Source organism: Paenibacillus sp. GL_099_B, from assembly GCF_057835695.1.
The window spans coordinates 424592-436528 of the sequence record NZ_CM174430.1 but is presented as its reverse complement, the minus strand read 5'-3'; the positions used below and the strand labels follow the sequence as shown (position 1 = coordinate 436528).

Below are 11937 nucleotides of genomic sequence, written 5' to 3'. Positions count from 1 at the left end.
ACCTTCCACAGAGCCTCCGAAGCCCCTCTATACCAAGGTTTTTTCCGTTGACATCCAGAGCTGCTCCATGCTAAAGTCAATCCAATTATTATATTCAGATAGGATTTGTCAGAATTATAACGCAATCTTATTTATTTTCCAACCCTATTTTGAGGAGGCTATTCATTTGAAAAAAATCACCCAGATCACACTGGCCGCTCTGCTCGCCGCTCCAGTTACACTCGGCAGCCTCAGCTTGCCCGCTTCGGTATCCGCAGCATCCGCCACTCCCGCCGGACAAACGACCTCACAGGCTGTTAAAGGACCGGTAGCACAAGCTCCTTCAGTCTATACCGAGAGTGCAGCCGATTACGCCCAATTCCTGCAAGCCAAATACAATATCCAATTGCCGAAACAGTTAACGAAGGGTGACTTCATCAAGGCGATTGCTACCATTCTTGAAGCCGATCAAGCTGCTCCTGCTACAGATGACGCAAGTGACAGTGAAGTTAAGGCCCCAGCCTTTACTGATCTGAACTCGAATGATTCTGCGTATAAAGCTGCCGTTTCCTTATATAACAACGGTATCCTATCCGGTACGGAAGTGCGTGCCAATGACAAACTGAGCACTTATGCCGCTGTCTTCATCGCAGTCAAAGCAGCCGGATTCAAAGAGCTGGCCTATACATATCCTGAAGACAAAACAGCAAAGGCCCTTGCGAAACTGGGCATTAGCCCAAGCCTCGTTCAGGGACAAGCCGCACAGGAACTGGCCGCTGCCATCGATACAGGTCTGATCCCGCAAAGTCTGTATCCCGCTCTCCGTAAGGGTGGCGAAGCGAGTTCCGATTTTGCCAACATTTTGCTTGGACGGGTATTGACCAGTCTGGGTAAATATAAAAATGAAATTGGCCGTTCCGGCGACGCTGACATTTACTCCAAATTGTACGCTGCCTATCGCACTGCTGATTTAATAGAAGCTCCGGAACTTCGGACCATTGTGGATCAAGCTCTACGGAATGATCTCGTCACAGGTTACAATCTTAAGGATAGTCGCTTTGATTCCAACTTCATCGATGAACTGACTTTAACTTACGGTCATGATGATATTAAACATGCGGTGCAGTTAATTGGACTGTTGCGCAGCGAAGGCATCGATGCCGACGTACAGTTCCAGCCGAAGACATCTGCCTTCATTTATTTGAAGGAATGGGGAGAGCCCAAAGAAACACCGGATTACAAAGTAACCCAGATCGAGAATGGCAACTACATCGCCTACGCCAAAGAATATGACATTCAGTTCGAGTTCAATAACACAGCGGACAAAGCCCGCTTCAACGACATTATATTGAAGTATGCCAAAAAGAATAGCGATGACACCTCTGCCTTGATCCATGCTTCCTGGTGGCAGCCGCTGTATTATTCGCCGACTGCTCTGGCGGAATATCCGGTCATTGCCAACAATAAAGTTTCACTTGGCAACTATTACGCACAATCCTTCTCCCTTAAGGAAAATTCCAAGGCGATTCAGGAAGGATTCCGCAAGCTGGCCCCTGATGCCGACATTTCCAGTTACACCTTCTGGGTTGACCACCCGTTCTTCAATTATCTCAACGGGGAATCGGAATAAACTGAACATATGCTATGTGCAATAAACCTCGCAATTTGACATAATATAAAGCCGTCTTTACCGAACTTTACAATGGATTCGACCCATTGGTTCGTAGAGACGGTTTTTTGTTTATCTTTTTACAAATTTCTTCTCAAAAAAATATATTCCATTGCAGGATTTACCAGTAAAAGGTCGAATAACATAGGTACACAAACACGCAATCACGTTTACACATATCTGTAAGACAGGAGTTAATCATGGTATACGACGGCATTCTGCTTGGCTTGATCGTTGGACTGTTCCGGGGAGGATTTCGGTATGGTCTCCACCAGTTTGCAGCACTCAAGCTGCGAGGCGGATGGATTTTTCCGCTATTGCTGCTGGCCCAGTTCTTCATCTTTTTCTTGCAGGAAAGGCTTGATTGGGTTGCATCTATCAACGGGTACCTGTTTGCTGCCGTTTATGTCACAGGTTTAGCATTTTTGTGGCTTAATCGACATTACAAAGGTTTTACGTTGATCTGGATCGGTGTATTTCTCAATTTCATCGTCATGGCGGTGAACGGTGGGCGTATGCCAGTTTCTGTGGAAGCCTCTGCTGTTCTTGGTCCCTATTATGTGGATATGCTGCGCGAAGGTGGAGCGGTATCGAAGCACTATATGATGGATGCTTCCACACATCTTTCATTCCTAGGTGATATCATCCCACTGTCCAGCCCTTATCCACGGACTCAAGTGATCAGCATTGGTGATGTGGTCATGAACATTGGCATATTCCTGTTTATTCAGTACATGATGGTGAATCGAACCGGAGAAGCTTTGCAGCCAGTGAATTCCATCAGGCCTGAAGAGATTCGGACAGACTCCAAGGAAGGGAGGTCTTTTCCATGAAAAAATTCGAAGGCATTAAATATTCCCGTCTCGTCATCAACGCAATCATCGTAGCTTCTGTCGTTGTTGCTTTGACTTCGGGATACAAGCTGGGTGGCTAGTACATATACTTCGCCAACCAAGACAAACAGGCTGCCAGCGGCCTGTTTTTTCTTTCTGGATTTTTGGGAGGTAACTTGTTATGTTATACATCAATATAGTACAAGCCGATATATTCACATCAAGAGCAGACTAAACCAAGCAGGAGAATTTTTATGAACTTTATTCGTAACCTTATCCATAAAGCAGATCGGAGCAGCATGTATGTCGTCTTGCTTAGCTGCACCGGCATCGGTATTTTTCTGTATATGAACAAGTGGTCTTATCTCCATCTATCCTCTGACGAATGGGTAATGGTATACACGATGCTCGGTGCGGCGCTGATTTTGGATTATTTCACGTTTCAAATTCCGCCCAAAGGCAATCAGCAATCCATGGACTCTTCCGTGTACCTCGCCTGTATCTTCATGTTTGGTGGTGCATTCAGTCTGTCTGTACTGCTGCCGGTTTCCCTCATTCTGTTAATCAAGGATCGCAAACTCACCTGGTGGAAACATATCGTCAATTTCAGCATTTATAGCCTTATGATTGCTGGAGCGGCTTATGTATTTACTTGGACTGGAGGAATTCCGGGAGCACTGGATGGATATAACTTGCTGCCCTATTTTGCGGCACTTGCAGCCTACTTCATCATCAATACAATCACGCTTGGCCTGTTTTTTCATTTCTCAACAAAGGATGCATTACAGCAGATGAAGCGTGTGTTTGTTACCGAATCGCTGCTGGTCTATTTATGTACATTGATTTTGGCGCTCGTGCTGACCATTCTCGTTGTGCATAACGGCGTTCTCGGCCTGCTGCTCTACCTCAGTCTTAGCATTTTGCTATCGCATGCGTTCAAACAGCTGTTTGTGATGTATCAAAGTATTGAGGAAAAGGCCAATACGGATCAACGCACAGGTTTATTTAACCACAGCCATTTTGAAAGTATGCTGGAAACCGAGCTTGGTAACGCCCGTTCTCAGGGAACCCCGCTTTCACTGGGTCTCATCGATATTGATGATTTCAAAAAGTATAACGACCGCTTCGGTCATCTCCAGGGTGACAGCCTGCTGGCTCTTCTCGGAGATTTCCTCAGTCGGAAGACAGAAGGCACTCCCGTTACCGCCTTTCGTTACGGCGGAGAAGAGTTCACCTTACTCATGCCAGGTATGGACCTGGACGAGGCTTATGCGTTCATGAACAAGCTGCGCAAGCAGCTGAACGACACACCTTTTGAAGGGGTTGAAGTGTTTCCGCACGGTTGTCTCTCCTTCTCCGCAGGTGTTGCTCGTTATGAGATCGATATGTACAACAAGTCACAACTTGTGGATCAGGCGGATAAAGCACTGTATTATGCCAAAAAACAGGGCAAAAACAATGTGCATCGCCACGGCAGTAATGATGGCATGGAGCAAGAGATTGATCTGGTGCAGGATGTGCGCGACATTGAGCAGCAGCTCAACTTGTTCAGATATAAGGATATGGATACATTCAAACATTCCAAACGCGTATATAAGTATGCTCTCGATATAAGTGAGTTGCTGGAACTCGAAAATGTGGAGAAGCGGAGTTTTGTACTGGGCGCTCTAATTCATGACATCGGAAAGCTCGAAATTCCGTGGTCTATCCTGAATAAGAAAGAAAAACTTACTGCTGAAGAATGGGAAACGATCAAGGGGCATGTCACCTGGGGCAAAAAAATGGCCATGACGAACGAGCGTTTTGCCGATCTCATTCCCTATATCGAATTGCATCATGAACGATATGACGGGGCTGGCTACCCTTATGGTCTAAAAGGTAGTGAGATTCCACGGTTGTGCCGGATGCTCACGGTGATTGATTCCTTTGACGCAATGACGACAGAGCGACCTTATCAGGAAACGAAAAATGTGGATGAAGCAATCAAGGAACTACAGATGTGCTCTGGTTCTCAGTTCGATCCCGAGCTAGCCGAACTGTTCATCCGATATATTCAGAAACGAACGGTGCAGCAACAACTTGTGTAATACCCGCAGAATTCTCCCTTACAAAGCCAAAAGCGCTACCCCCGGCATAATCGGGGATAGCGCCATTTTCATGTTCATCATGGAATGAATCATGCACCAGACTATTTCATTCTTGTGCAGATTCTGCTTTATCGAGTGGTATTCATCTCATGTGAAGTCTGATGCAGCTCTTTAATCATCTGCTGCAAAAACATGTTATCCTGACGACTGATTCCGTGCTGATTGTCTTGAAGAAGCATTTGATGAATGTTCTTCTTAAGCAACTCGCTGCGACGTTCCAATACCTCTTGATTCATGTTGTTGCGTTCACTCCTTAACATCTTTTGTAATGAATTTGTGTTCTATATAAGTATAGAGGACCTTCTCCTATAGGGAAAATGGATACAGCCCCGCTCATCTCTACTCATCAAGGCTCACCCTGCGTGACATAATTTCACCCCATGTTGTTCTTAGATATCCTTCTAAATGCTCCCTTATCCACCCGAGGTTCCCCCGAAGAAAGCCAGACTAGGGTCTGAAGCAAGCATGCGTTATAATGGTGCCAACCCTTGAAACAGATACATATAAATGGACCTTATCTCAAAGGAGTTCTGTATTCATGTCATACAAACAGATTAAATGGATGATTCTGTTGGTCCCCACATTCACGGTGGGACTCTGGGAATACATCCGTCATCAATTCCTGATGCCCTACCTTTCCATGGATGCGGGTAACTGGCTTACCCCCCTTATCCTTTACCTCATAAGTGTCACCTTGCTAAGTCGCTTATTTAAAATGCTGGAAAGTGCCAGGGCTGCTCTGGAGCAGGAGCGTGCTTCCAAAGTGGCACTCGAAGCTCGGGACCAACTGGCCCGTGAGCTTCACGATGGCATCTCGCAGTCTCTTTTTCTCCTGTCGGTAAAAACAGACAAGGCCGAGCGCAGTATGGCTGGAAGCGGCCACGAGAATGAAATTCGGGAAATACGCAAAACCGTACATGAGGTCAACGCTTACGTACGGCAGGCCATCGCCCAGCTCCGCTACGTGCCTGGACAAGTGGCAGTACCGGAAGGAACCTCCCTGCTGTCACAGGTGGAATTACTTATAGAGGAGACGGTTCCTTCGGCGCGTCTGGAATGGAATCTGGAGAGCACCTTCTTCTCTCCAAAGGAGCAGGTAGAGCTGCTCGCCTGCATTCGGGAAGCACTGCTTAACGTACGTAAACATGCCCGGGCTACAGATATTCGAGTGATAGCAGAAGGGACTCCTTTTGTCTGGTCGATCTTCGTTCAGGATAACGGTGTTGGTGTGAGCGGGGATCCACTGCATCTGAAGGATCGGTACGGCTTGAGAATTACGAAGGAACGTGCAGTTCAGATGGGCTGGTCTTTCGCCCTTGATTCAAGGCCAGGTTACACACGAATAACCATTGGGAAGGGGCATGCTTAATATGGAACTTGTACGGGTATTGGTTGTCGATGATCACGCGCATGCGCGTGAGGCGATCTGCAGTATTTTATCCGAGGACAGCCTATTTGAAGTTATTGGTACCGCTTCGACTGGGCTGGAAGCACTGGAGCTTACCGGGCAATGGATGCCCGATCTTATTTTGATGGACGTGCAGATGCCGGATATGGATGGGCTGGAGGCCACCCGCCAGATCAAACTGCGCTTTCCTTATGTCATTATCGTCATGGTCACTGTATCGGATGATGTCACGTACCTGTTCGAAGCACTGAAGCAGGGAGCTCAAGGATATTTGCTCAAAAATCTGGCTCCTTCCACCTGGCTTGAATACCTTCGCGCCATCGTCAGTGATGATGCACCCCTGAGCAAGGAACTTGCCTATCGAATCCTTCAGGAGTTCCCTGCACCTCGCACGGAAGATGTACCCGATAATCCCCTGACTACGCGGGAGCTAGAGATCCTGCAATGGGTATCTGCGGGTTATACCAATCGTGAGATTGCCGACCAACTCGGCATTTCGGATCAAACGGTGAAAAATCATCTGAAGAATATTTTACAGAAACTGCATCTCGAAAATCGTGTGCAATTAACCCGCTATGCATTGGAAAGCGGACTGGCAGGGCGTAAGCTGCGCAAATAGCGATGCATTCATGTTTTTGTCACAATTCTATGGATCATTTCGTTTTTTTATAGCCCAATGTAGTCATACGGTGTTATTTTGGACAAAGTTATAATGGTATAGATTGTGCTCGGATAACAAAGAATGACTTACAATTCTAGACCTAAGGGTGATGATTTTTTGATTTTGAGTAGGTTCACCACGAAATTGGGCAAACGGCACTGGGCATTGATGGGCGCCCTGATGTTATTATTTTGCCTTGTTATGCCACAATGGGCATCGGCCCATGCTTATATCGTGCAGGCCTCACCAGGTGAAAATGAACTGGTTGCGACTGCACCTGAACGCCTGACTCTCGAGTTCAACGAGTCTTTGCAGACGGCCTTTTTTGATATTAAAATCACCGGACCTGACGGAACACAAGCAGATGACGGCAATGTGCATGTCGATGAGGATCGTCCTCATATTCTGGAGACCGGACTGCGGACCGGACTTGGAAACGGAACCTACGCCGTGAATTGGAAGGCTGTATCTGCGGATGGCCACCCCATTCAGGGAGCCTATGTGTTTCATATTGGGGAACCATCTGGCGCTCCTGCCGGTCTCGCGGATTTAACCTCAGGTTCAGGCCAGGTTGGCGGACCGTTAAAATGGATTTTGTCGCTGACCGACTGGATTCAATATCTGGGGTTGTCTGTGATTCTGGGCACACTTGCTTTCCTGTTGTTTCGAATTGCGCCTGCTTCCATGGCGAGAGAACCACTGGAAGTGCCAAGAAGCTATAGGTTGTTATGGATCAGTTATGGCGCCGCTTCTGTTGCCGCTCTGATCAGCCTGCCTCTGAACACATTGTATGAATCAGGCGTTTCCATCGGGGAGTTCAGCTGGGCACTGATGGGCAGTGCACTTAAATTGACGTCATTTGGCCAGATCTGGATGGTACAGATACTCATTGTGATGTTGCTGGCGGTTACCATCCTCTCCGGATATGACCGGGATCGCTCGCTGCGTATCCGGATCTGGTCATCATACGGATCACTGATTCTCGTTCTTGGCTGGTTGTTCACTCATGCGATGACAGGACATCCAGCTGCAGCGGAACAACGCACACTCGCCATTGCAATGGACTTCGTTCATCTGATCGGAGCCGCTTTCTGGATCGGCGCTCTAACTGCCATGGCTGCGTGTCTGCCTCCGCTCGCGGATAAACTGCCTTCCACGGTGCGAGGTGAGGTCTACTGGACGGCGATCCGACGATTTACAGCTTGGGGTATTGGTGCTGTTGCTGCTCTCGTCGCTACGGGGATATACAGCAGCCTGATCATTTTGCCTGCACCTATACTTACGTCCCTGTTCACAACGGCTTATGGTATCGTGCTTATCGCTAAAGTTGTCTTGCTTGTTGTAATGCTTGTATTGGCTGGGCGTCATGCCAGAATGGCACGTGCAAGCAGTGACAACCGACTCGCTGGTAGCCTCAAGGCCGAACTGATTGCCGGAGCCGTCGTTCTTGCGCTGGCTGCCGTGCTGACACACTTGTCTCCCGGACAACCGGCAGCCGCAGGACCTTATAAAGAAGTGCAGACTATGGATGACGGGACTACAATTACGCTTCAGGTAAGTCCCAATCGTACCGGAGAGAATCAGTTCAAGATCGACGTGAAGAAACCGGACGGCACTACAGTTAACGATCTGGAACAGATCACATTGTCACTAACCCACCTGGATATGGATATGGGCATTTACGAGATCACGATTCCGAAAAATGATACTGGCGTATACGAAGCAGAAGAATATATCTCCATGCCAGGACGCTGGAACATCAAGGTGCATCTGCTAACCCGTTCCCTGGATTCGCTGGATACTGAATTTGAGATCGACACCGCTAATCCGTAGATATAACCGATTCAGATTTGAAACGCGACTCAATCTAAAATCAGTGCCTCAACAAGCTGCAATTGTAGTGAAGGGGACGAAATCGATTCTGGAGAAGTGCAACGTTCGCCTTTATTCCCGGATTTCCACTTATAAAGTGGATCAAAAAAATCTGGGAATAACAGCGATTGAAAGAACGATTCGTAACCGGAACGGTGACTTTGCAGCAAGTCAGGCACTTATTTTAGAAAATGGGCCGAAACATAAATGATAAGAATTGAGAGGGGTAAATTATTTTGAAGAAAACATCATGGACTTCCAAACTGACATCCAGCCTTACTGCTGGAGCTGCTACACTGATGCTGTTTGCTGGATTCGCCAGCGCTCATGTTACCGTTAACCCAACCGTGGCACAGACAGGTGCATGGCAGACCTATAGCATCAAGATTCCATCCGAAAAAGAGTTGCCTACCACCAAAGTCACGCTGAAAGTACCGCAAGGCGTTGCATTCAAGCAATACCAACCACTGGCAGGCTGGAAAATCACTACCGAAAAAAATGATTCCAATGAAGTAACGTCAATCACTTGGGAAGTGGACGGAGATAACGAAGGAATTCTGGCTGGTCAATTCCAGCAGTTCAACTTCGTAGCACAGAATCCGGATGCCGAAACAGAAGTAGCCTGGGATGCGTTCCAGTATTATAGCGATGGCAGCATCGTGGAATGGACAGGCGGACCAAGTGACAGCAACCCGCACAGTATCACGGCAATCAGCCAAGATCCTGCTGCTGCAGGTAATGCTGCTGCAGGCGGAGGTCATGATAGTGCAGGCACAGCCGGCAATGCGGGTCATGATGATGAAGCAACGGGTGACGATACGAAGGCAAACGACGATACCACACTGGGTGACGCGTTGAACGACACCGTTACTGGTGAGCCAAACAACACGGATTCAGACCCAGGCACATTGAAGCTGCAACAGGCAACACTGATCGTATCCATTCTGGCGTTGATCCTATCCTTCCTGGGTATCGCTCTGGCAACACGCCGCAAAAAACGTTAAAAACTAACATGCAGTCTTGTATGTAGACAAAAAAGAAAGGGGCCTTGGGCGAACGGGATCTATCCCGATGTGCCGAGGCTCCTTTTTGTTATGTGTATGCATACGCTAACTTCGATTTGAAATTTCAAACTCATGATTAATTTCACTGGTGAAGAGCAGCACCCCTTACGACTCTTCCCCTATCGTTCCTGATCCGTTTGGACCATAATCTCAATATATTGCAGCAAGCTCTTCTTCTGTAGTTCAATCGACTGTATCCGTCCAGACAGACCTGCGAAGAACGCTTCAATCTGCTGCCTTGTGTAATCGGCCGATTGTCCTTTCCAGTCGTCGAGACGATTGTATAAGCTTCTCGCCTCCTGCTCATCTGCCTGGAGACGGGCAAGCAGCTGAGTCAATTCTTTTTCAGCAATCCGAAGATCATTCAGCTCTACCAGCAATTGTCCGCTCACTCGTGATCCCTCCTCTATGTAAGTGCCGATCGCCAGGCCCTCCACGTAAAATTCTAGTTAAAACTGACCTGACTCTCATCTGCTTGTCGAAATGCTTCCGCCTTCTCTTCGATAAAATTCAAGAATTGACTCGTATGCTTCATATGCCATGTGCTCAATTCGTTAATAGACGCATCCAGATGAGTGACGATAGGTTCAAGTCTGCGACTGCGGCTGGAATGCAAGTATTGAGCCATCCGGCTCCGTACTATGTTCAACTCTGCATTACACTGTTGTGCATTTTGCTTCCACCGGGCAGCGACACTTTTAAGTTCCTCGGGCGTTACCTGAATCAGGCCAGACACTCCTGCTGCCGCGGCCATACCTCTTGCAAGACTGCCCGCTTGCCCACCCAAGTTCCGCATGAATGCTGCGAGATCAGACAGGACATTGGACGGCTGACGCGGGGAATAACCGATGTGCTCGCCTGTAACCGGATCGTAAAGATCGTTGGAAACATAGCCATTCTCGAACTCATACTGCTTCAGACTGTGGTACTCCTCGCCACCAAAGGTGTTACTGATTTTATCCCACATGCCCATGTCATCATTCATATCCTCATAGTTCGAATTGATGTAATACATGGAACCTACGTGACGATCGTATCCACCAAAAAAGCCGCTGGTCACAAAATCTCCGGGATGCCCATAGTTAATGATTTGGCTATCAAACCCACCCTCTTCAGCCTTTCGCTTCGCCTCTGGTGTGAGACTGGAGATCACAGAAGGCGCGCTGAAGGTCACTGCGGAGAGTCCCGTGTATGCGGCCGCATATTGGGCATTTCCCCCTCCAAGTGAATGCCCTGTCAGCGAGAAATCCAGATCCTTGTATTTTTTCTGCATATCATTGGCGTAGTCTTCCGCCTCATACATCTGGTTTGGTCCCAGACTGAACGTTTTATCCAGCTTTTTATCCAGTTCTCCCACAGCATTCTCGACTGTAGTGATCCCCGTAACATCTCTTACCTTCTGAATGCCATTTGCCAACCAATCCGGTGTAAAATCCGTACTTTGTTCGATCTTTCGACCAAGCTCAGGCAAACCGATTTGAGCGTCTGCATAATAATCGGGGGCGCTGCGATCCAACGAAGCACTTCCCTCCGTGCCACGATAAGCGATAACCGCCTGTTTGGTCTCCGGATTGTAGAAGGTCACCGCATCAAAACCGGATTTTTTGTTTCCATGCGTGTCCTCAAGAACTTGCCATCCAGGAAGATTCTCAAACTCCATACCTGATTTCAGATTCTCATATGCTAATTCAGACATCTTGTTGTATGTCTCATCATCAATTTTTGGTGAATTACTCACAACCTCTGCACCTCCAAGAAAATCAATCCTGAATTATGATTTATTTGTTAAACGGATCATATCCCTTAGCTATAATCGCTTCCTTAATTGCCGGACTCATGCCAAAATTTTTGATCTTTTTATCCTCATAGTCGTACGAGATTGTAAACTCTTGCTCTTCATGTTCAACCACATGTCCTTCCATAGCAATAGAATCAAGCGCCATCTCGGGTAACAACTCTTTATTTGTGATGACTACATTTAGTTCATATTTATTTTTCAGATATTTTACGGCTTCTGCTTCCGCTTCTTTAAAATAGGCCTGTTTTTCACTTTCCTTCATGTTCTGACACCCTCCCAAAATAAAAGTGGATAGTATGATCAAAAAAAACATACATGCGAATCGCCGCTTCAATCTCATTATCAATCACCTTTTCTTTTTCATTAATCATTAAAATATATTCCTGTATCCACTCTATTCTCCTGTTAACTGCATCATAGTACAAAATCAACATGATCACATCGGCTGTTGGCATCGTTTTTATGTAACTTTGTTCCTAAATGATTCCATTAGAGCATTCGGGTGT

The 11937-nt window shown here is 47.1% G+C and carries 12 protein-coding genes; 7 read left to right on the top strand and 5 right to left on the bottom strand.

Translation table 11 applies throughout. The annotated features are described in order from the left end of the window. Window positions 1-166 precede the first annotated feature (166 nt). The 3 genes from AC3ITG_RS02115 to AC3ITG_RS02105 all read left to right on the top strand — a co-directional run bounded on the left by AC3ITG_RS02115 (window position 167) and on the right by AC3ITG_RS02105 (window position 4568). A complete protein-coding gene (locus AC3ITG_RS02115; RefSeq protein WP_489252654.1) occupies window positions 167-1609 on the top strand; it encodes a hypothetical protein in 1443 nt (480 codons plus the stop codon). 239 nt (window positions 1610-1848) lie between these two features. Further along, a complete protein-coding gene (locus AC3ITG_RS02110; protein WP_076290672.1) occupies window positions 1849-2481 on the top strand; it encodes a DUF5317 domain-containing protein in 633 nt (210 codons plus the stop codon). A 254-nt stretch (window positions 2482-2735) separates the two neighbouring features. After that, window positions 2736-4568: a bifunctional diguanylate cyclase/phosphohydrolase gene (locus AC3ITG_RS02105; RefSeq protein WP_489252653.1), complete on the top strand. Its 1833-nt coding sequence runs from the start codon at window positions 2736-2738 to the stop codon at window positions 4566-4568. 128 nt (window positions 4569-4696) lie between these two features. Here the strand turns inward: AC3ITG_RS02105 and AC3ITG_RS02100 are convergent, their stop codons facing one another. Continuing rightward, window positions 4697-4864 carry a hypothetical protein gene (locus AC3ITG_RS02100; RefSeq protein ID WP_162842449.1) on the bottom strand — a complete coding sequence of 56 codons (168 nt, stop codon included), beginning with the start codon at window positions 4862-4864 and terminating at the stop codon, window positions 4697-4699. Between the two features lie 302 nt (window positions 4865-5166). Here AC3ITG_RS02100 and AC3ITG_RS02095 point away from each other — a divergent pair, with 302 nt between their 5' ends. The 4 genes from AC3ITG_RS02095 (at window position 5167) to AC3ITG_RS02080 (ending at window position 9573) form a co-directional block, all read left to right on the top strand. Next, window positions 5167-5997: a sensor histidine kinase gene (locus tag AC3ITG_RS02095; protein WP_076290674.1), complete on the top strand. Its 831-nt coding sequence runs from the start codon at window positions 5167-5169 to the stop codon at window positions 5995-5997. Between the two features lies 1 nt (window position 5998). Then, entirely contained in the window at window positions 5999-6655 is a 657-nt protein-coding gene (locus AC3ITG_RS02090; protein ID WP_090904095.1) for a response regulator, read from the top strand. Between the two features lie 159 nt (window positions 6656-6814). Beyond that, complete coding sequence (locus tag AC3ITG_RS02085) at window positions 6815-8530, top strand: copper resistance CopC/CopD family protein (RefSeq protein WP_489252652.1); 1716 nt, start codon at window positions 6815-6817, stop codon at window positions 8528-8530. A 275-nt stretch (window positions 8531-8805) separates the two neighbouring features. Beyond that, entirely contained in the window at window positions 8806-9573 is a 768-nt protein-coding gene (locus AC3ITG_RS02080; protein ID WP_489252651.1) for a YcnI family copper-binding membrane protein, read from the top strand. A gap of 179 nt (window positions 9574-9752) precedes the next feature. On the opposite strand, the gene AC3ITG_RS02075 is transcribed toward AC3ITG_RS02080, so the two are convergent. From AC3ITG_RS02075 to AC3ITG_RS02060, 4 genes are all read right to left on the bottom strand, one after another. Then, the gene (locus tag AC3ITG_RS02075) at window positions 9753-10025 is read right to left on the bottom strand and encodes a hypothetical protein (RefSeq protein WP_489252650.1); all 273 of its coding nucleotides are present in this window, start codon (window positions 10023-10025) and stop codon (window positions 9753-9755) included. A 53-nt stretch (window positions 10026-10078) separates the two neighbouring features. Beyond that, window positions 10079-11329, bottom strand: a complete 1251-nt coding sequence (locus AC3ITG_RS02070; RefSeq protein WP_489254396.1) for a Tle-like phospholipase domain-containing protein — start codon at window positions 11327-11329, stop codon at window positions 10079-10081. An 82-nt stretch (window positions 11330-11411) separates the two neighbouring features. Next, window positions 11412-11693 carry a hypothetical protein gene (locus AC3ITG_RS02065; RefSeq protein WP_076290678.1) on the bottom strand — a complete coding sequence of 94 codons (282 nt, stop codon included), beginning with the start codon at window positions 11691-11693 and terminating at the stop codon, window positions 11412-11414. After that, window positions 11680-11802 carry a hypothetical protein gene (locus tag AC3ITG_RS02060; RefSeq protein ID WP_315794296.1) on the bottom strand — a complete coding sequence of 41 codons (123 nt, stop codon included), beginning with the start codon at window positions 11800-11802 and terminating at the stop codon, window positions 11680-11682. The genes AC3ITG_RS02065 and AC3ITG_RS02060 overlap by 14 nt, the downstream gene beginning before the upstream one ends. Between the last annotated feature and the right edge of the window lie 135 nt (window positions 11803-11937).

Coding starts and splice junctions, on each gene's coding strand:
- AC3ITG_RS02100 (WP_162842449.1), bottom strand. CDS start 4,864: ATGAATCAAGAGGTATTGGAACGTCGCAGCGAGTTGCTTAAGAAGAAC.
- AC3ITG_RS02090 (WP_090904095.1), top strand. CDS start 5,999: ATGGAACTTGTACGGGTATTGGTTGTCGATGATCACGCGCATGCGCGT.
- AC3ITG_RS02070 (WP_489254396.1), bottom strand. CDS start 11,329: ATGTCTGAATTAGCATATGAGAATCTGAAATCAGGTATGGAGTTTGAG.
- AC3ITG_RS02110 (WP_076290672.1), top strand. CDS start 1,849: ATGGTATACGACGGCATTCTGCTTGGCTTGATCGTTGGACTGTTCCGG.
- AC3ITG_RS02060 (WP_315794296.1), bottom strand. CDS start 11,802: ATGATTAATGAAAAAGAAAAGGTGATTGATAATGAGATTGAAGCGGCG.
- AC3ITG_RS02105 (WP_489252653.1), top strand. CDS start 2,736: ATGAACTTTATTCGTAACCTTATCCATAAAGCAGATCGGAGCAGCATG.
- AC3ITG_RS02095 (WP_076290674.1), top strand. CDS start 5,167: ATGTCATACAAACAGATTAAATGGATGATTCTGTTGGTCCCCACATTC.
- AC3ITG_RS02065 (WP_076290678.1), bottom strand. CDS start 11,693: ATGAAGGAAAGTGAAAAACAGGCCTATTTTAAAGAAGCGGAAGCAGAA.